The 19,086-nt window shown below is 66.7% G+C and carries 20 protein-coding genes and 1 pseudogene; 10 read left to right on the forward strand and 11 right to left on the reverse strand.

Going from position 1 to position 19,086, the window contains the following annotated elements; all coding sequences use genetic code 11:
* Nucleotides 1-24 precede the first annotated feature (24 nt).
* Nucleotides 25-498 carry an iron chaperone gene (locus NF4_RS11190; protein ID WP_063127393.1) on the forward strand — a complete coding sequence of 158 codons (474 nt, stop codon included), beginning with the start codon at nt 25-27 and terminating at the stop codon, nt 496-498.
* A gap of 362 nt (nt 499-860) precedes the next feature.
* On the opposite strand, the gene NF4_RS37690 is transcribed toward NF4_RS11190, so the two are convergent.
* Complete coding sequence (locus NF4_RS37690; protein WP_157120165.1) at nt 861-1,019, reverse strand: hypothetical protein; 159 nt, start codon at nt 1,017-1,019, stop codon at nt 861-863.
* Nucleotides 1,020-1,119: 100 nt separating this feature from the next.
* Between NF4_RS37690 and NF4_RS11200 the strand changes: the two genes are divergently transcribed.
* Nucleotides 1,120-1,548: a hypothetical protein gene (locus NF4_RS11200; RefSeq protein WP_063127198.1), complete on the forward strand. Its 429-nt coding sequence runs from the start codon at nt 1,120-1,122 to the stop codon at nt 1,546-1,548.
* An 18-nt stretch (nt 1,549-1,566) separates the two neighbouring features.
* Here the strand turns inward: NF4_RS11200 and NF4_RS11205 are convergent, their stop codons facing one another.
* Nucleotides 1,567-2,637 (reverse strand): hypothetical protein, encoded by a 1,071-nt coding sequence (locus NF4_RS11205; protein ID WP_063127199.1) that lies wholly within the window; start codon nt 2,635-2,637, stop codon nt 1,567-1,569.
* Nucleotides 2,638-3,300: 663 nt separating this feature from the next.
* On the opposite strand from NF4_RS11205, the gene NF4_RS11210 reads away from it, so the two are divergent.
* Both NF4_RS11210 and NF4_RS11215 read left to right on the forward strand, forming a co-directional pair.
* Complete coding sequence (locus NF4_RS11210; protein ID WP_063127200.1) at nt 3,301-3,753, forward strand: hypothetical protein; 453 nt, start codon at nt 3,301-3,303, stop codon at nt 3,751-3,753.
* Complete coding sequence (locus NF4_RS11215; RefSeq protein WP_063814549.1) at nt 3,750-5,042, forward strand: flavin-dependent oxidoreductase; 1,293 nt, start codon at nt 3,750-3,752, stop codon at nt 5,040-5,042. The genes NF4_RS11210 and NF4_RS11215 overlap by 4 nt, the downstream gene beginning before the upstream one ends.
* A gap of 141 nt (nt 5,043-5,183) precedes the next feature.
* On the opposite strand, the gene NF4_RS37695 is transcribed toward NF4_RS11215, so the two are convergent.
* Together NF4_RS37695 and NF4_RS11220 are read right to left on the reverse strand one after the other, a co-directional pair.
* Nucleotides 5,184-5,318: a helix-turn-helix domain-containing protein gene (locus NF4_RS37695; protein ID WP_157120167.1), complete on the reverse strand. Its 135-nt coding sequence runs from the start codon at nt 5,316-5,318 to the stop codon at nt 5,184-5,186.
* Between the two features lie 199 nt (nt 5,319-5,517).
* A complete protein-coding gene (locus NF4_RS11220) occupies nt 5,518-6,084 on the reverse strand; it encodes a TetR/AcrR family transcriptional regulator (RefSeq protein WP_063127394.1) in 567 nt (188 codons plus the stop codon).
* A gap of 108 nt (nt 6,085-6,192) precedes the next feature.
* Here NF4_RS11220 and NF4_RS11225 point away from each other — a divergent pair, with 108 nt between their 5' ends.
* Both NF4_RS11225 and NF4_RS11230 read left to right on the forward strand, forming a co-directional pair.
* On the forward strand, nt 6,193-7,095 hold the full coding sequence (locus NF4_RS11225) for an SDR family NAD(P)-dependent oxidoreductase (RefSeq protein WP_063127201.1): 903 nt from the start codon (nt 6,193-6,195) through the stop codon (nt 7,093-7,095).
* A 37-nt stretch (nt 7,096-7,132) separates the two neighbouring features.
* Nucleotides 7,133-7,795 carry a Rossmann-fold NAD(P)-binding domain-containing protein gene (locus NF4_RS11230; RefSeq protein WP_063127202.1) on the forward strand — a complete coding sequence of 221 codons (663 nt, stop codon included), beginning with the start codon at nt 7,133-7,135 and terminating at the stop codon, nt 7,793-7,795.
* A gap of 35 nt (nt 7,796-7,830) precedes the next feature.
* Here the strand turns inward: NF4_RS11230 and NF4_RS40010 are convergent.
* The 5 genes and pseudogenes from NF4_RS40010 to NF4_RS11255 form a co-directional block, all read right to left on the reverse strand.
* Nucleotides 7,831-8,784: pseudogene (locus tag NF4_RS40010) on the reverse strand (DUF4158 domain-containing protein); the annotation flags it as partial.
* Between the two features lie 220 nt (nt 8,785-9,004).
* Complete coding sequence (locus tag NF4_RS11240; protein WP_063127204.1) at nt 9,005-9,655, reverse strand: DoxX family protein; 651 nt, start codon at nt 9,653-9,655, stop codon at nt 9,005-9,007.
* A 1-nt stretch (nt 9,656) separates the two neighbouring features.
* A complete protein-coding gene (sigJ, locus tag NF4_RS11245; RefSeq protein ID WP_063127205.1) occupies nt 9,657-10,607 on the reverse strand; it encodes an RNA polymerase sigma factor SigJ in 951 nt (316 codons plus the stop codon).
* The gene (locus tag NF4_RS11250) at nt 10,604-11,779 is read right to left on the reverse strand and encodes an NAD(P)/FAD-dependent oxidoreductase (protein ID WP_063127206.1); all 1,176 of its coding nucleotides are present in this window, start codon (nt 11,777-11,779) and stop codon (nt 10,604-10,606) included. The genes sigJ and NF4_RS11250 overlap by 4 nt, the downstream gene beginning before the upstream one ends.
* 72 nt (nt 11,780-11,851) lie before the next feature.
* Nucleotides 11,852-12,256, reverse strand: a complete 405-nt coding sequence (locus NF4_RS11255; RefSeq protein ID WP_084533036.1) for a winged helix-turn-helix transcriptional regulator — start codon at nt 12,254-12,256, stop codon at nt 11,852-11,854.
* 89 nt (nt 12,257-12,345) lie between these two features.
* On the opposite strand from NF4_RS11255, the gene NF4_RS11260 reads away from it, so the two are divergent.
* From NF4_RS11260 to NF4_RS11270, 3 genes are all read left to right on the forward strand, one after another.
* Nucleotides 12,346-13,164 (forward strand): NAD(P)H-binding protein, encoded by an 819-nt coding sequence (locus NF4_RS11260; protein ID WP_063127207.1) that lies wholly within the window; start codon nt 12,346-12,348, stop codon nt 13,162-13,164.
* Between the two features lie 1,145 nt (nt 13,165-14,309).
* The gene (locus NF4_RS11265) at nt 14,310-14,690 is read left to right on the forward strand and encodes a Cif family virulence factor (protein WP_232330407.1); all 381 of its coding nucleotides are present in this window, start codon (nt 14,310-14,312) and stop codon (nt 14,688-14,690) included.
* Nucleotides 14,691-15,104: 414 nt separating this feature from the next.
* Entirely contained in the window at nt 15,105-16,430 is a 1,326-nt protein-coding gene (locus tag NF4_RS11270) for a family 1 glycosylhydrolase (protein WP_063127209.1), read from the forward strand.
* A 206-nt stretch (nt 16,431-16,636) separates the two neighbouring features.
* Here NF4_RS11270 and NF4_RS36465 read toward each other — a convergent pair whose 3' ends face one another.
* Nucleotides 16,637-16,804 (reverse strand): helix-turn-helix transcriptional regulator, encoded by a 168-nt coding sequence (locus NF4_RS36465; RefSeq protein ID WP_198165298.1) that lies wholly within the window; start codon nt 16,802-16,804, stop codon nt 16,637-16,639.
* A gap of 345 nt (nt 16,805-17,149) precedes the next feature.
* Between NF4_RS36465 and NF4_RS11275 the strand changes: the two genes are divergently transcribed.
* Entirely contained in the window at nt 17,150-18,352 is a 1,203-nt protein-coding gene (locus tag NF4_RS11275; RefSeq protein ID WP_063127210.1) for an AI-2E family transporter, read from the forward strand.
* 30 nt (nt 18,353-18,382) lie between these two features.
* On the opposite strand, the gene NF4_RS11280 is transcribed toward NF4_RS11275, so the two are convergent.
* The gene (locus NF4_RS11280; RefSeq protein WP_063127211.1) at nt 18,383-19,078 is read right to left on the reverse strand and encodes a TetR/AcrR family transcriptional regulator; all 696 of its coding nucleotides are present in this window, start codon (nt 19,076-19,078) and stop codon (nt 18,383-18,385) included.
* Nucleotides 19,079-19,086 lie beyond the last annotated feature (8 nt).

Here is a 19,086-nt window from a genome sequence, read left to right on the forward strand (position 1 = left end):
GACATGTTCACGAAGGAACCGGAAATGACCACGCAGAAGAAGACCACCCGCACCGCCACGAAGAACACCGCGACCGTCGCGTTCTCCGCGGAGGAGCGGGCCGCGATGAAAGAGCACGCGCAGGAGCTGAAGACCGCCGCCCGCCGCGGCTCCCGCGCCGCCAAGGCCGACGGCGAAGGCGACGTGCTCGCCAAGATCGCGGAGATGTCGGAGAACGACCGCGCCCTGGCCGAACGAATCCACGCCCTTGTCAAGACCAGCGCACCGACGCTGTCCCCGAAGCTCTGGTATGGCATGCCGGCCTACGCCAAGGACGGCAAGGTCGTCTGCTTCTTCCAGAGCGCGGCCAAATTCAAGGCCCGCTACGCCACCCTCGGGTTCAACGATTCCGCCAACCTGGACGACGGGACTTTGTGGCCGACCGCCTTCGCGCTCACGAAACTGACCCCGGCCGCCGAGAGCCGAATCGGGGAACTCCTCGCCAGATCGGCGAGCTGAACTGTTCGGCACGGCCTGTTAGTTGCGGGCCGGGGACGACGGGACGGCGCCACCCGAGCTGAAGATGTTGCGTTCGGGTGGCCCTCTTCCCTCCTTTGTTTGGTTGTAAATCGGTGCTCGGGGACCCATTAGGTGGATACATATTTAGATGCGCATATCTACGTATCGATCTATCATGCTCAGTGAGCTATCGCAGTCAAACCCTTTGCCGATAGCTCACTGTCCGGGTGACCCCGCTTCTCGATCGGTCGGGTTCCGTGCCCCCAAGGAGTTCGCAGGAGCCGGGTAGCACTACTCCCCTACCCCACCGATCAGGAGTCCTCGCGCGCTTGCCGCATATCTCCTGACGTTTACCACAGGACTCACGCCAGGCCGATGTCAACCGTTTTCATCCGCGCGGCCTTGCTGAGGTGCTGTCGTTTCGAAAGGATCATCCGGCCGAGCGTCGTTCCTACGACGCGGTCCATGACGGTTCGGATCCGGTATTCGGTGCGGTCGGCCGGTACGAACAGCTTGCGCATGGCCATACCGGTGCCCTGGTGAAACTGCGCCCAGGCCGCCGCCGACCGTTCCGCCGGTGTAACCGGCGACCCGGTCGAGGGGTTTCCGCCATTTCCGGTGATGGCGGCGATCGAAACCTTCGTCGCGGCCGCGGAATCCGCCACCCTCACCCGCGCCACCTTGACCGCTGTGTTCCCCGAAGCGGACGGGTTCGATATCGACAGCGCCTTCCACCAGTTGGTGCTGGGCGGTGTCACCGCCCCGGCCCCGCTTCCGGAGCGGCGGGCGATCGACCTGGTCGGCCCGTATCTCACCGAGAGCGGCGAGGATACGTCCGGCTACCCGGTGGACGACCTGCGCGCGGACCGTGTGGACGGCGGCTGGATGGTGTTCGCCCCGGTTGCGCCGGGCGAGATCGCGATCGGCCGGGCGATCTTCTATGTGGCCGACGACGGTGTGCTGGAACGGTCGTCGTCTTCGGTCGCGCCGTCACAGTACCTACCGGAATTCCGCCGCCGCTTCCGCAACCGCAACCGGTCGCTGCTGTAGCCGCGTACTCCGAGCCCGTCAGCCCGCGGTATGGCGGACGAAACCTTCGAGGGTGGTCAGCGTCTCCGCACGGTTGTCCCGGTGGCGCAAGCAGTACTTCGTCGGATACCAGCCGGGCTGCTGCCAGGCCTGCGGTTGTTTGATATCGACGCAGGAGTCTTCCCGGTTATCGCTGCGCAGGGCCTCGTATCGGGAGAGAGCCACCATCGGTTCGAGGAAGGTGATCTCGCCGTTCCAGCTTCCGTAGATGAATGTGCTGGTGAAATCGCCGCCGTTCAACTCCGGAGTGGTCGAGTCGATCAGGTGCTGGCCCATCCCCGGTTCGACCGCGTCGAGGTCGACGTAGTCGGGGTGACGGTACTTCGGGTCGGGCAGGATCTTGCCGAGCCGGTAATCGTCGCAGTCGGTGAGCTGCGGGCACGATCCGGGTCGGATAGCCAGCCGCTCGGCATTGTCGTTCAGATAGAAGTGGACATCGAAATGCGCGGTATCCCAGACGCCGGGCGGGACGTGCCCGTGTGGATTCCAGTTCGCGAGTACATAGGTGAACGGAACGTCCGCACGCGCAGTGAAGGTGTTGCCCAGCGGTAGGACGGTCTCGTGGCCGCCGGCGCATTCGCCGTGATCGGCCACCACGCCGTCGGCGTTCTTGTCGTGACACCACAGGCGGCCCGACGGCGGTTCGTACGGCAGGGCGTCATAGACGGCGTCGTCGGCCGTCAGCCCGACGGCGAGCGGTTCACCCGCTTCGTTCGTCTGTGAGAAGGCGGTGATCCGTCCGCCGCCGAGCGGCAGACTCGCGCCGTATTCGGCGCACGGGCCGAGGTAGGACCGGGTTCCGGAGAGCAGATCGGCCACTGCGGATTCGGCGATCCGCCGGTTGGATTCCCGGGCTGGATCCCCCTCGGCCACCTCACAAACCGGCACGAGGTTCGCGGCGTCGATGGTGGCCGGTGTTGCAGAATCCCGCCACAGCGGTATCACGATCAGCGCGCCGACCACCACGACCACGATCAGCAGTGTGGTCAGTATCGCCGGCCTGCGTCCGATCAGTTGCGACTTACTCAGTGCCGCAGCGAGTTTGGACATCTATTCAACCTGCTTTCCAAGCGGCGGCGTGCTCTTCGGCATCCGGAGTCGACCTCGCCTCGCACGGGTGTTCGGCCGCGGCGCCGGAAACGAAATTGCCATTCAATAGCCGAAGTTCATTACCGCCTTACCGATGCGCAGAAACAATACAACGGGCACGGCCGGTTGTGGTGTTCTCACCGAGTAGAACACAGGCCCGGCTTCCGGACGGTGGAGCGCTGGGAAATTCTGGGACTACGGCCGGTAGCGGGTCCGCGACGGATTACCGAAGGGTATTACCGGGAGGTGCCGGGAATCGACGATGAACTTCTGGCGTCATCCTGGTTACGGCGGTTGTCGTTGTGGTGTAACGGATCATCGGGCCGAGGTGGCGCTACTCGCTGGCGTTGGGGGCCTGTCGGTGCTGCCCGGTTCGCGAACGCGCATGGTAATGCCTAACAGTTCCTATCAGCCGATCGATTGCCGCGTTTGTAACCGGGGCGTGCCGATCCGGTGTCCTGCGGTGAATTTCCCCGGAGATCACTACGGTCAACTATTCCCGCCCGCTGGAAACTTGTGCGATAGCAATTATATTCGGCAGTTATGGCGGCGGAACCATCGACAGTTACAGAGGCATCGGACTTTCCGGCGATAACCCGGGTACTACTCAGATCCGATGGTTCGATGACAACTCTGCTCGAAGCTCTGGTCGGTGCCCCCCTGCGCCTCGATCTGCTCGAGCAATCCCCTACGACCGCGGCCGAGCTGACGGGTGGTATCCGCTGCGCTCTCGGTCTGTCCGGGGCGGAGCCGGTGATCATCCGGCGTTCGGTCCTCACTATCGGGAACGGAACCGTGGTGTCCAAGAATTCCGTGGTGATCGTGGCGGGACACGAGTCGGCGGCCGTACTCGCCGATCGGCACCGGCCGATCGGGCACAGTATGACCGCGATGGGCTACCACCTGGCACGTATCGTGCTCGGATCGGGCCTCACCACCTGGTCCCGCGCCGGTACGGCGAATGGCGATCGCTGCGTATACAAGGAAAGCCTGTTGCAGGATCGCGCGGATATTCCGGTGGCGCACCTGCACGAGCGCATCAGCCCCGAATTCGCACCGCTGGCGGAGGCGCGGTGAAGGTCCTGGTGGCCGGGGCCGGAATCGGCGGCCTGACGACAGCATTGCGTCTGCACGCCGTGGGTATCGACGTGCTCGTCATCGACAGCGTCACCGAGTTGCTCCCGCTGGGGGTCGGTATCAACCTCCTGCCGCACGCCACGGCCGAATTATGCGAACTCGGCCTGGGGGAAGACCTGGCCAGCCTGGCGATTCCCACCGCGGAGTTGGTTCATCTGGACCGGTTCGGCAACGAGATCTGGCGTGAACCCCGTGGCCTGGCGGCCGGGCACGATCATCCGCAGTACTCGGTGCACCGCGGTGAATTGCAGACACTGCTCGCGGCCGCGGTTCGCGCTCGCCTCGGCTCCGGCGCTATTCGCACGGGTATGCGGTTCGTCGCGGCCCGTCAATATCCGGACCGGGTGTGCAGCACCGTCCACGACCGAGCCCGGGACCATACCGTCGAGATCACCACCGACCTGGTGATCGGCGCGGACGGACTGCATTCCGCCGTACGTGCCGGCCTGTATCCGGATGAAGGCGCGCCGCGCTGGAACGGCATCCGCATGTGGCGCGGCGTCACGATGACTGAGCCGTTCCTGACCGGCGCTTCCATGGTGATGGCCGGGAGTAATCACACCGCAAAACTGGTCGCTTACCCGATTTCGGCCGCGGCGCGGCGGGAGGGCCGGGCCTTGGTCAACTGGGTCGCCGAGGTCCGGATGCCGGACCATACGGAGCAGGCGGCGAACTGGCAGCGGACCGGCCGGCTCGACGAGGTGCTACCGCACTATCGCGGTTGGCGTTTCGACGGAATCGATGTCGGTGCGCTCATCTCCGGCAGCGAGCGCATTCTCGAGTATCCGATGGTCGACCGCGATCCGGTGTCGCGCTGGGTCTTCGGCCGGGTTGCCCTGCTGGGCGATGCCGCGCACCCGATGTACCCGATCGGTTCCAACGGCGGTTCGCAGGCGATTCTCGATGCCGGCGTGCTCGCCACCGAGCTCGCCCGCGCCGCCGACCCCCGGGACGGTTTGACGGCCTACGAGGCGGCCCGCCTGGATATCGCCAATGCTGTCGTGCTGGCCAACCGTGATATCCCGGCCGACCGCGTGCTGCGGCTGGTCGAGGAGCGCGCTCCACAGGGATTCGACCGAATAACGGACGTACTCACCGAGGACGAGCTTCGCGCGATCGCCGGGGGATACCAGCGGACCAGCGCTGCCCGCGTATCCGCCGCGCCCGATCGACCCGACCCGGTAGGGGTTCGGGTAGTAATCGCGCGGAAGGCAACGACAAGGGCTTGACCAGCGGTTTTACCCCCGAGTTGGGTGTGTTGAGGACCACGGTCCGGCAGCGCTGAGCGTGTGCGGGGCCTGGCCTTCGCGCGGCGCTGGCTGAGGCTGCATCGGCCGCATCTCGGGGCGGATGTGCCGTTGTCTGCTGGGTCAGGTGGTGGTTTGACGGTCGAGGTGTCGGTAGATGGTTTTGCGGGAGACGGCGAAGGTTTCGGCGATTTGGGCGACGGTGTAGCGGCGTTTGCCGTGTTCGTCGTACATCTGCCGTGCCTCGAGTGCCTGCAACGCGTGGAGACTCGCGCGTATCCGAACCGAGCCATGCCGGAACTGTCCCACAAAGGGCTGACACGTCCGTTTTAGTCCCGTAGTTTTCGCACACGGGTTCTGACTCGATTTCCGGTTCCGGTGAGCTGCGGATTCGTGGCCCCGATGCCAGGGGTCGGATCTGGGTCGGAAACGTTCGTTATCGACCCAGTCCTGCCCCTCACGCCGGAGGCCGGATCCCGTGAAGGATGAGGGTGGTGACACGATCGGCGACGTCGGGGGTGTGGGTTTGGGTGGCCTGGCAGGCGACGATGATTGCCTTGGTTTCTCGTACGGTCAGGTCGGCGCGGACGGTCCCGGCGTGTTTCGCGGCGGTGAGGAGTTCGCCGAGCAGACCCATGAACCGGGCTTCGGTATCGGGAACCACGATGTCGATGTCTATCCCGTCGCCGGCGATAGCCTGGGACAATCCCTGATCCGCAGCGCCCCAACGCAACGCCATCGCGCGGATGAACTCCGGCAGTGCCTGCCCCGGATCGCCCTCGTCGAGCAGGGCACGCCCCGCGGCGACGATCTGGGCCAGCCGATGATCGATCACGGCCGCGAACAGTGCGTTCTTCGTGGGGAAGTGCCGATAGACGGTGCCCGCACCGACTCCGGCGCGGCGCGCGATCTCGTCGATGGGGATCGACAAACCCTCGGCGGCGAAGCTCTGGTAGGCGGTCTCGAGGACGGCTTCCCGGTTGCGGATCGCGTCCGCACGCAGCGGTTTGGGCTTGTCGGTCACGTGGATCACCTCCCGCACGCCTGACAAACGGGGCGCACGTTCCGTATAGTCGAGATGCAAGCGGAGTGTTCGTTCCGCTTATCCCATATTAGCGAGGAGGACCGCACGATGAAGTGGACCACCACCGACATCCCCGACCAGTCCGGACGCACCGCCGTCGTCACCGGCGCGAATTCCGGACTGGGATTCGAAACGGCCACCGCGCTGGCCGCCAAAGGTGCACGGGTCGTGCTGGCCGTGCGCAACCTGGACAAAGGCAAGGCCGCCGCGGACCGGATCACCGCCGCAACGCCCGATGCCCACGTGGAGTTGCAGCACCTCGATCTGGGATCGCTGGACGACGTGCGGGCCGCGGCCGCCGAGATCAAGGCCGGCCATCCGCGTATCGATCTGCTGATCAACAACGCCGGGGTGATGTATCCGCCCAAACAGACCACCGCCGACGGTTTCGAGTTGCAGTTCGGCACCAACCACCTCGGGCACTTCGCGCTGACCGGCCTGCTGCTCGACACGCTGCTGCCCGTGCCCGGCTCGCGGGTGGTCACGGTCAGCAGCGTCGGGCACCGTATCCGTGCGGCAATCCACTTCGATGACCTGAACTTCGATCACGGCTACAGCCGTGTGGCCGCCTACGCTCAATCCAAGCTCGCCAACCTGCTGTTCACCTACGAACTCCAGCGCCGCCTGGCCGCCGCCGGCCAGGCCACGATCGCGGTCGCCGCACACCCCGGCGGATCGAACACCGAACTGGGCCGTCACCTGCCCACGGTGCTCGAGGTCTCCGCGATGAAGCTGTTCTCCCAATCCGCGGCGATGGGCGCGTTGCCGACCCTGCGCGCGGCGACCGACCCCGGTGTGACGGGCGGGCAGTACTACGGCCCCGACGGTCTCGGGGGCCTGCGCGGCCACCCGAAGCCGGTTTCGTCGAGCAAGCAGTCCCACGACCCCGAGTTGGCGCGACGGTTGTGGCAGGTCTCCGAAGACCTGACCGGCGTCAGCTACCTCGACTGACCGAATCGCCCGCACACACCACAGAAACAGGGACCCGATGCGCATCATCGTCTTCGGCGCCACCGGCATGGTCGGCCAAGGCGTACTGCAAGCCTGCCTGCTCGACGACACGGTCACCGACGTGCTGGTGATCGGCCGCACCGCCACCTGCCGCACCCACCCGAAACTGCGCGAGCTCCGCCACGACGACTTCACCGACTTCACCCCGATCCAGGCCGAACTCCCCGGCTATGACGCCTGCCTGTTCTGCCTGGGTACCTCCGCGGTCGGCATGAGCGAAACCGACTACCGCACCATCACCTACGACTACACCCTCGCCGCGGCCCGCGCCCTGCTGGATGCCAACCCCGACTTGGTGTTCTGCTACGTCTCCGGCGCCGGAACCGACAGCACCGGCACCTCGCGCATGATGTGGGCGCGAGTGAAGGGTGAGACCGAGAACGCACTGCTCGCCCTGTCCGAACGGGCCTGCATGTTCCGGCCCGCGTTCATCGTGCCCCTGCCCGGAACCCGGGCCAAGACCAAGACCTATGTCGCGTTGTATCGGGTGGTGACGCCGCTGTACCCGCTGTTGCGGCGGATCATCCCCGGCCATGTCACCACCAGCCTGCGCTTGGGCCAGGCCATGCTCGCCGTCACCCGCGGCGAGGGCCGGGAACGAGTCCTGGACACCGCCGGCATCAACGCCGCCGGTTCCTGATGTGCGCCGTTGTGACCGGACGCGTTCGACCGTTTGCGCCACTTGGCCGGCACGAACCCGGCCGGAGCGTCATCGAACACCTTGCGACGCCCGGTGGCGTTGCACCAGGCCACCGACCTGCTCGTCGGGAATCAACGGGTCGTTGATGATCGCCAGCAACTCGTCCAGCAGAACCTGACGGTCCTCTCCGGACTTACCGCGTTCGGCGAGTTCGTCGCGCATCCACCGTTCGGCAGTGCGGGGTCAGGCGCCCGCCCATCGTAGCCAGAAACCGGCGCCGCTCCGCGGGCAACACCGACAGGTCCACCGTGTCGGCACCCAGGTTGCGCAGAAACCCCAGCTTGTCGACCTCGGCCTTCACCGCCGACGCCGACGCCTCCACCGGCCCGGTCGACAGCCACCGCAACCGCGACACCCCGATCGACGGATCGACATCCAGCAACGCATCCAGCTCCGCGCAACGCCGCGGGGTGAACTCGTGAGCCAACCGGTCGTAGGTCTCGGCTTGGGCCCGGCCGGATCACCCGCGCCGAGATCAGATACTCACACGCCAGCCGGAACAACAACGTCGGCGAATCGTGCTCCATCGCCCGCGCAAGCAGAAACTCCTCCAGCTCCTTGAACTCCATCGTCCCGGCCGGGCGCCAGCCCAGATACTGTGCGGCCAGCCGCACATGCTCGGTACGAGTCTTCGCACGCCGACCGTAGGAACCGATCTCCACCGGATCCACCCGCAACTGCTCGGCCGAACGAGCCACCGCCACCGGCGGCGCAGTCGTCAACCGATCCGCAACAAACCCCAACCAAGGCACCGTGCACAACGTGACAGCCAAACCCAACCTGTCAGCCGGACCCCGGCCCCGACCCGGATCCACGAACCCCAGATCAGCCGGGGTCAACGTGAAATATCGGAACAACCCCTCACGGCTGATCTCCGGGAACCCCCGCAGACGCTCCAACTCCTCGTCCGCGAACACCCGCGTCGCCACGAACCCAGCCTCCACCCGCGCCGAACAACCTCATCGACCACCCAGCCAAGCACCAACCCACCACATCCGCACCGCTAACACGAGAACCCGCCCCTACCAGCCAACTACGCCATATCCGCCCGATTTTCGGCGAATGCTACGGCGACCCCTGATCCCGAGCCCGACCACCAGCGCTCGACGGTCGTATTTCTTCCCTGTGTGCACGAGTTCTCCCTTGCAGCTACTCGGCGATCCATCCGAGTTCGGTCGCGTTCTGGTGCATGAAGTCCTCGACTGCGGGCAGCGTGAGGAATGAAGTGGCATACAGGACACCGAGGAGCCCGGTTGCCACGGCCCACTCGCGAGGGCGGGTTCTCGGCAGAGGGGCCTCGCCCTGTCCGACGTCGGCAGTGCGGTCCCGGGGCAGCCGCGTCTGCGGGAGTCGACGGTCGGCCGGCCGCAGCAGCCACGACGCAATGGCGCAGATCGCGAACATCAGCGCCACGCCCCACGATGTCAGCGACTCGAGGCCGTCACCGACTGCCATATGTGACACCACGGCACCCGACCACAGCAAAAAGGCACCCGCATACGCCCATTCTTTGATGAGGGGGAGCCCGGGCACAATGATCGCGACGGCCGCGCCGACCTGCCACGCACCCAGAACGTAGGCGAAGTAGTGCGGGTATCCCAGGTGCCGCAACTGGATTTCCACCCATTCGATCAGCACCAGGTTCCACACCGATCCGGCAACCAGCTCGAAGACGATGGCAACCGTGGTTGCCCAGAAGGCGACGGATCGGATACGGCCTCGGTTCCGATCGGTGTGGGCGGTGCGGGCCGGCTTCTCTTCGGTCGCGTAGTGGCCTGTCGGGGCTTCTCGAGTGCGCATTTCAGCTCTCCATATCGAATCGGTCCGGTGTATTCGGGACGTGGGCGCCGGGCACTCCTCGCGTGAGGGTGCGCGGGACGGTCAGGGACGCAAGCTTGTCGGGGTTGCGGATGGCGTAGAAATTGGTGATCTTGCTGTCGAAGATTTCGATCAGGAAGACGCCTGCCAGGCAGTCGCCGGTGTAGGCGACCACCCCGGGCGTGTTGTTGCAATGGATCATCTCGATCCGCGTGGCCGACGTGGGCGGCCACTTGTGGAACAGATTCATCAGGACCGCGGCAACCTTCTCCGCGCCCACCACCGGCCGCCGCGCCGCCGTGGCCTTGCCGCCGCTGTCGGCCGTCCAGGTGACGTCGGGCGCGAGGAGGGAAAGCAGCCCGGCCGTGTCACCGGTGGTCGCCGCTGTCATGAACTGGTCGGTGATCCGCGCGATCTCCGCTGCGTCGGCCGGTGGAAAGCGTTTACGCCGCGCGTGCACGTGAAAGCGGGCACGGTGTGCCACCTGGCGCACCGTCATCACAGATTTGCCCACCGCCGCGGCGATCTCGCCGTAGTCGAATCCGAAAACCTCACGCAGCACGAACACCGCGCGTTCGTCGGGTGTGAGTGTTTCCAGCAGCACGAGCATCGCCATCGATACCGACTCGGCGAGCATCACGTCCGCCGCCGCATCGTGCTCGTCGAGCAACAGCGGCTCGGGCAGCCACGGGCCGATGTACTCCTCACGACGGCGCCTGCCGGCCCGCACGGCGTTGAGCGCTTGGCGGGTCACCAGCCGTGCCAGGTACGACTTGGTGTCGCGCACCGTCGCCAAGTCCACCGCGGCCCACCGCACATAGCTGTCCTGCAGCACGTCGTCGGATTCGGTTGCCGAGCCGAGGATTTCGTAGGCGATCGTGAACAGCAGCGGACGCAGCACGGTAAACCGCCCTGCATGCTCGTCGGTCGTCATATGGAGGTGACCACCGACGCGGCGAAGGCAGGACGCGGGTTGCCCTTGGGCCAGATGAGAGAACCCGGCTTACGGGCCTCGCGGCGGATTTTCCCCACCCCGACCTTGCAGGTCACCTCCTTGATCCTCGCGCCCGCGCGGCCGCCGACGTAGAAGTTCACCGCGGTGTCGTCCTTGCGGGCGAGCTGCCGGATACCGACCCGCCGGCCAAGGCTGATGCACGTCCCGATAAGTGCCAGATCGACCACCGCGGGTTCGGTGCCCGCGATGCGACTCAGCACAGTGTCGGCGGCCGGCGCCCCGAGCGCCCCGGCGCCCTGGGAACTCATCCGCAGCGGCCGGCCCGACGGCGCGACGGCGTCGCCGGTCGCCACGATGCAGTCGTCGTCGATGCTGGTCAGCGTTTCGTCGGTGAGCAGCCGTCCGAGTGTGTCTGTGCGCAGCCCGCTCTCGGCCGCCAACTGCGGGCCGCCGAAACCTGTGGTCCAGATGGTGAGTGCGCTCGGACGTACCGCACCGTCGCCGAACACGACCGCATCCGGCCGGACCTCGGTCACGGTGGCGCCCTCGAGCACACTCACACCATGCCTGGACAGCCACCGGGCGACGTAACGCCGACCCGGCGCACTCAGCGACGGTAGCAGGGATCCGCCGCATACCAGCGCGACCGTACATCCTTGTTCGGCCAGCTCGGCGGCCGTCTCGACGCCGGTCGGTCCGCCTCCGACCACAGTGAGCCGAGCATCGCGAGGCACCTCCTCCAGCCTGGCACGCAGCCGCTGCGCGGACTCCACCTCGGCGACAGAGAAGGCGAACTCGGCCGCGCCGGGCACAGACGGTACCGCCGTAGTGCTGCCGACCGCGTAGATGACGTAGTCGTAGTCCAGCGCGTGACCCGACGCCAGCCGCACCATACGATCGGCGGTGTCGATGTGCGTCGCGCTGTCGACCACCAATTCGATGCCCTCGCCGAGCAGGGTGCCGTAGTCGACCGCCACATCACCGGTGCCGGACACGAACTGGTGCAGCCGGATTCTGTCGACGAACTCTGGGCGAGGATTGACCAGCGCGATATCGACATCGGTGCGCCTCCGCAGACGATTGGCCGCGACCGTTCCGGCGTAACCGCCGCCGATGACGACAACCTTGCGGTGTGTGTTGTGCTCGATCACGCCCCCGAGACACCGCACAGATCGGAAATATGACACGAATCCGTTGTGACCTGCGACACAGTGCAGGTGAGACTACTCCGCGGCGCGGCCGTCTTCAGGGTTCCGGGGCCGCTGCCGGGCGTCGTATGCACGTCGCGCCGCCTCGACCTTGTCGAGATTGACCGACCACTCGGCCAGGGTCGCGAACAACGGCGCCAAGCTCCGGCCCAAGTCGCTGATCTCGTATTCGACCCGCGGCGGGACACCTGCGTAGTAGGTGCGCACGACGAGGCCGTCCCGCTCGAGCTGACGCAGTCGCTGGGTCATCACTTTCGGCGTGATGGTAGTGATCCGCCGCTCCAGTTCCCCGAACCGCTGGCGGCCGAATTCATTGAGCGTCCAGAGAATCGGCGTGGTCCACCGGCTGAAGACGATATCCACGACGGGGGCTATCGGGCAGGCGAGTTCAGGATCCACCTCACGTGTGGCCTCGATCACAACTCCCTCACTTTCCTCTAGGTACCTACTAGCCACAGGAAAGTACCGTCGGATCGTCCGAAAGGCCAGTCGAGAACGGGAGTTACGAGATGATCGTGGTTACAGGAGCAACAGGGAATGTCGGCCGGCCGCTGGTGGAGGCCTTGGCCGGAGCCGGGGAACAGGTCACCGCCGTCTCGCGGAAGAAAGCGGAAGTACCCGCCGGAGTCCAGTTCCGGCAGGCCGATCTGATCGACCCCGCGAGTATCGAGGGAACGTTGCGTGGCGCGGACTCGCTGTTCCTGCTCACCGCAGCGGATTTCCTGGCAGCCGGCGATATCGACGCCGTCGTCCAGGTGGTACGCCGGGCCGGGGTCCGGCGGGTGGTGCTGCTGTCGTCGCAGGGGGTCGGTACCCAGCGCCACTCCCCGCATCTGGAAGACGCGATCCGGCAGTCGGGCCTGGATTGGACCGTTCTGCGGCCGGGGAATTTCGACTCCAATGCGCTGCAGTGGGCACACAGCGTCCATACCCGCCGGGAGGTGGCCGCCCCCTTCGGCGATATCGGCCTTCCGGCCGTCGACCCGGCCGATATCGCCGCGGTCGCCACCCGCGCCCTGCGTGAACCGGGACACGAGGGAAACACCTATACGCTCACGGGGCCCGTGGCGATCACACCCCGGCAGCAGGCCGAAGTGATCGCGCATCTCCTGGGCGAACCGGTGCGGTTCACCGAACTGAGCCGGACCCAGGCGCGGGACCGGATGACGGAATACATGCCTGAGCCGGTGGTCGAAGCGACGCTCGGCGTACTCGGCACGCCCACGGAAGCCGAACAGCGGATCAGCCCTGATATCGAGCGGCTGCTGGGACGGCCACCGCGCACTTTCGCCGACTGGGCGGAGCGCAATATCGAGGCGTTCAGGTAGAACCGGACGAAGCGAGGCGACGGGGAAGACGAGCGCACGGTCGCGGAGCTGCCGCGACCGGGGCGGCTGCGGGCAGAGCCATGCGTCAGCGCTCGCGCTCCAGCTGGGTCAGCCGGGTGAGGGCAGGCAAGGCGGCGGCGAGCGCCCGCCGGTGCGCGGCAGTTAGCACGGCGGCCACTTCATCCCCTGGGAGATCCCCGACGAATGGACCAGCGATCTACGCCGCACCTTCCAGGGACGGCGCCGACCTGCGGCCGGCACGGTGCGCCCTCCCCTCCTTGCTTTGAGTTACCCGCACGAAAGTCGGCAAGGACCTGTTTTGATTACATAGTCAGATGCGCATATCTAGATATCGACAGTCCGACCTGACGTTGGTGGCAGGCATCTGGCATGGCGGCCGGCGGATGGGATGGAGTTGCAGGAGCTGCACGAGCGCCTGCCGGCGCGGACGCTGGAGCACGATTCGCCGACGCCGCCGTTCCGGCCGGCGTGTGAGCGTGGCGGTTTCGACAGTGACGTGCAGCGATCGCCGGCACCAGCCCATCGCACCTCGAAAATTACAGGCAACCCTCGCACTGCTCGTCGGTCACGGCGGATTGGTCGATGACGCGCAGGTTGAGCAGCACGATCCACCGTGGCCGTCGCGACCGGGTCGCAGTCGCGCACATCCAACCAATACGCTGCGGGTGCCTCCGCAGCGGTCCTTCGGCCTACTCTGCGCCGACCGGTCCCCGAGATATCTTCGGATCACCCAGGCGCGTCCCGATGCCATCGAGAACAGAGTCCAGGCCGATCTCGAACTGCCATTGCACGTCGTCCTTGCGGTCGGCGTCGTGGAGGCACCTATATCGTCCACGACTCGGCGGGCGACAGCGCCCGGGTCCCGCACTTCTACGGCGACGAGGCTTTGGCGGGCTGGTCGGCCGTGGCCGAGGCGGTCCATCAGGCGGGAGGCCGGATCATGCCGCAGTTGTGGCACGTCGGAATCGACAAACTCACCCCCTTCCACGGTGTGCTCCTCGGCAGCCTCCGCTGAGCGCAAATTCACCGAGCTTTCGGTGACGATAATTGAAGGATTGGAGCAAGGCAGAATGCAAACCCGACCTACTCTCGGTGATCCATCGCGAGCCACCACGGCTCACGAGGTGGCCTCCCGGTTCGCCGAAGGGCTGCAACAGTCAGGCGCAGCACACGACGCGGACGGCTACGACGCTGCTTTCGCGGCAGATGTGGTGTGGGGCAGTCCATATGGTGCGTCAGTAAGCGGCTACTCCGAATTGAACGCCATTCACCGTCGCTTGATGAACGCCCGGGTTGCGCCGCCGTCACACTTCGAAGTTGTCGGCGCGACTTCGCCCGCGCCAGGGGTCGTGCTGACCCAGATCCGCAGGCTCGCCGCCGAAGCGGGCGGATTCTCCGAGATTGCCCTGTACGTACTGGTCGAGAAGGATGGCAGATGGTGGCTTGCGGGGGCCCAGAACACGCCGATCACGAATCCACCCCAACAAACCGAAACCAGGGCCTGATCTACTCGCGTAGGGCAAGTCCCATTCGCGGTAGACGATGCCGCCGAGTCCTCGGCGTTGCATAAGATCCTCTCGACCAGAAAGTCGTTGAGGCCGACCGAGGCCCGGCAGACGGACCGGGCCTCGGTCCGCAAGTCCAGTACACCGACGGCGACCCCACCACCGTGCTCGAACAAGAATTGACCGCAGCAGTTCCGATAGCCCGAATGGGCCATCGAGATCCGATCCTTTCACTGACCACGGCACGCGTCTTTCCCTGAAGGCACCGGCCCGGCCACCTGCCACTCCCCCACTCCGCCCGGCCGAGGCTGCTGGAAGGGGATACGAACGGTCCGGCCCGAAGGCGGTGCCGCGCCGCTAGTCTGGTGCGAACGCCGCGAGACGGAGACGAGCAGAGGACAGGAGACCGATCCGATGGGTCCGGTGAACCGTCGCCGATTTCTGACCACCAGCGCGGTAGCCGCCGGCGCTGTCGTCCTGGGAACGGGACGAGCCGGTGCGCGCCCCGCTCCCCCGGTCGAGGTCGCCCCGCTGGGTGCCGACTTCCTGTGGGGGGTGGCCTCTTCGGGATTCCAGTCCGAAGGGCATGCGCCCGACAGCAACTGGACCCGTTATATCGCGGCGGGGAAAACCGAGGACCCGTATTTCGACTCGGTCGATTTCTACTCGCGCTACCGGTCCGATATCGCCCTGGCCGAACAACTCGGGGTGCGCGCCTACCGGATCGGGATCGAATGGGCCCGGGTACAACCCCGTCCGGGCGGGTGGGACGAGGACGGGTTCCGGTTCTACGACGAGGTCGTCGCGGCCATTCGCGCGGCGGGTATGCGCCCCATGCTCACCGTCGACCATTGGGTCTATCCGGGCTGGCAGGTCGATCGCGGCGGGTGGCGGCGCGCCGGAATGGTCGAGGACTGGCTCGCCAACGCCCGCCGGGTCGTCGACCGGTACGCCCGGTACGAACCACTGTGGATCACCTTCAACGAACCCGCCGTCTACCTCATGAACGAGGTGCGTCACGGCGGGATCGGTGTCACGGATATCCCGGCGATGCAGGACCGGTTGGCCGACGCCCACAATGCGATCTACGACCACATCCACCGAGTACAGCCGGGGGCCATGGTGAGCAGCAATGTCGCCTATATCCCCACGGCCGAAGACGCCGTGAACGGCGCGTTCATCGGCCGGGTCGGCGCGAAACTGGATTACATCGGGATCGACTACTACTACGGGTTCTCCCCCACCGACATCCTCGCCCGGATCCCCGACCCCGGCAAATTGTGGACGATGCCGCTGCAATCGGAGGGTATCTACTACGCGCTCGACCACTATGCGCGGCGGTTTCCGGGCAAACCCCTCTACATCGTGGAGAACGGGATGCCGACCGAGAACGGGCGCCCGCGGGCGGACGGCTACACCCGCGCCGACCTCCTGCGCGACACCGTGTACTGGATACAGCGCGCGGTGGCCGACGGTGTGAACGTCATGGGATACAACTACTGGAGCCTCACCGACAACTACGAATGGGGCTCCTACACACCGAGGTTCGGGCTGTACACCGTCGACGTGCTCGGCGATCCCGCCCTCGCCCGCCGGCCCACCGACGCCGTGGACGCCTATGCGGCCGTCACCCGGCGCGGCGGCGTCCTCGGCGATTACCGGCCGACCCGGGCGCCGGGCGCGTGTTCGATCGTGGACGGACTCACCAGCTGCACCGGTGGGGTCACCGTGCCGCGCTGATCCGCGTCCGGTGACCCGACCGGCTGGGCGGATGCCAAGCCGCCTTCCGGCGTCGGCCACAGTGCCCGGCTTCCGCGCCCGGTAGTAGCCGAATTGCGGACCCTTCGGATGCCCGCGGTCGCACATCGGGTGGCGTAGTAGTTCACTGCCCGGGGTAAGGGGAAGGTGTCGTGATTGGTCCGAATCGCGGCGGTAGGTGGTGGGGGTCAATCCGATTCGGCGGCGCATACATGCCCTGAGATTGGACGGAGTTCCCAGTCCGCCGGGCGGGCGACACGGTGGAGGTTCTGTTCGCCGCGTTCGAGCAGCCGGCACGCCAGCGTGACACGTTCGGCGGTCAGCCATGCCAGGGGTGTGGTTCCCAGTTCGGCCACGATGCGATCATCCGGCGAGCCCGAACAGCCCCTCGCCGCGCGGCACCGGCCGGCACCAGGCCGCGTCCATCACGAACAACCGCCGGCCGGGTCGCGGTGGCACGCTGCGCCGTGGGCAGGCACCTACGCGGCGCGGGCGGCGAGCATCCAGGACGCCGCTGCGCCGTGGGCACCAGTTGCCGAGCCGGCACCGGATCCAGGCCGAAGCGTTCGGCGAACGCGACCGGCCTCCCCCACGGCCGGATATTCGACCCCCGCACCGGCCCGGACCGCGGCGTGGTGCTGTGATCCGTTCGGCCCGGCCGGTGCGATGCCGCAGTGGGCGGGTCGTGCGAGACTGGCCGGGTGAACGGGGAGAAGAAAGTCCGTGCCGACCTTACTCGCTCCACCAGCGCCACGCGGCCTCCCGATCGGGGGGAGGTCTTCGGTTCCGGCGTGTGGTGGCTGGCCAAATGGGCGGTATGCGTGGTCGCCATCGCGGCGGGCGCCTGGGTGCTGGGGTTCCTGGCCGCCAGACTGTGGGTGGTCCTGCTGCCGGTGCTGCTCGCGATCGTGGTCTCCACGGTGCTCTGGCCACCCACCCGCCTGCTGGTGAAAGCCGGACTGCCGCCGGCCGCGGCGGCCTCGCTCACGCTCATCGGTTTCATCGGGGTGCTGGCGGGTGGTATCGCGTTGATCGTGCCCTCGGTGGTGGATCAGGTGCCCGAACTCTCCGACAAGGCCACCACGGGTATCAATACGGTGCGGGACTGGCTGCAGGGCCCACCGCTGAACATCCGCGACGAACAGCTGAACTCGGCCGTCGACGCGGTGGTGTCGCGGATGCAGTCCAGTGCCGAACAGATCGCCTCCGGTGTCTTCAGCGGAGTCAGTACCGCCACCTCCGTGCTGGTCACCATATTCCTGGTGCTGATCCTCAGCTTCTTCTTCGTCAAGGACGGGCCGAAATTCGTCCCGTGGATGCACAAGTTCACCGGCGGGCGCAGCGGCCGGCATTTCGAGGAAGTGCTGGTGCGGGTCTGGGATGTGCTCGGCGGATTCATCCGCACCCAGGCGCTGGTCAGCTTTATCGACGCGTTCTTCATCGGGCTCGGGCTGGTCCTGCTCGGCGTGCCGCTGTGGGGTGTGCTCACCGCGCTGACGTTCCTGGGCGGTTTCATCCCCATGGTGGGCGCGTTCGTCGCCGGCGCGCTGGCGGTGCTCGTGGCACTGGTCGGCAACGGGTTCACCACCGCGCTCATCGTGCTCGTCATCATCATCGCGGTGCAGCAGCTCGAGGGTAATGTGCTGCAACCGGTACTGCAGAGCCGCACCATGAAACTGCACGCGGTCGTGGTGCTGCTGGCGGTCACCGGGGGCGGCACCCTGTACGGCATCACGGGGGCGTTCCTGGCGGTACCGGTGGTCGCGGTGGTGGCGGTCGTGGTCCGCTACATCAGCGAACAGATCGATGTGGCCGTGGCCGAAGCGGGTCCGGCCGAGGAGGTCGCGGCGGATCCGGCGTCGCCCGAGGTGGATACCGGAAAGTCCGCGGAACCCGGCCGGTGACGCCGAGCCCGAGCTGCTCCGAGAGCCGGTTCACGCCACGCCGAGCAGCGTTTCCAGGCCGGCGATATGGGTTTCGAAGACCTGTGTACGGTCGGTGAAGGTGTCCGCACCGTACATATCGAAGACATCGAAGCTCACGGCGCCGAACAGCGCGCACCAGACGGTGAGCCCGCGAGCCAGCACCCAGTCCGGCACCTCCAGCCCGAATTCGGCACGGATCCGGACGAAATCACCGGCGAGCGGCCCGGTGAGCGGCGGCCCGTCCGTCACCGGGGGCATGAGCAGTCCGCGGCGATGGGCCGCGGCGAAGAGCCCCATCAGCGTCACGATCACCCGGGTGCCAGGGGTGACCGTGCGATCGGCCGGGGCGGCGTATCCGGGTACCGGAGTACCGAACAGCAGGCCGTACCAGGCGGGTTCGGCGAGCGCCCAGGCGCGGACGGTGCGCGCGGTGACCCGGAACTGTTCGATCGGATCGTCGGGTGCGGCGGCGAGCGCAGCGTCCACCGCATCGCCCAGCGCGTCGTATCCGTCGACCACCAGCAGGGTCAGTAATTCGTCCCGGCTGCGGACGTAGCGGTAGACCGCGGAGGAGACCACGCCCAGATCACGGGCCACCGCGCGTAACGACAGGGCGGCGGCGCCGTCGGTGGCAAGATGTTCGCGCGCGATCCGCTTGATATCGATCATCGTCTGGGCCCGGGCGCGGGCGCGGGGGGTGGTCATACGACCAC

This window comes from Nocardia fusca NBRC 14340, assembly GCF_001618425.1.
Taxonomy (GTDB): domain Bacteria; phylum Actinomycetota; class Actinomycetes; order Mycobacteriales; family Mycobacteriaceae; genus Nocardia; species Nocardia fusca.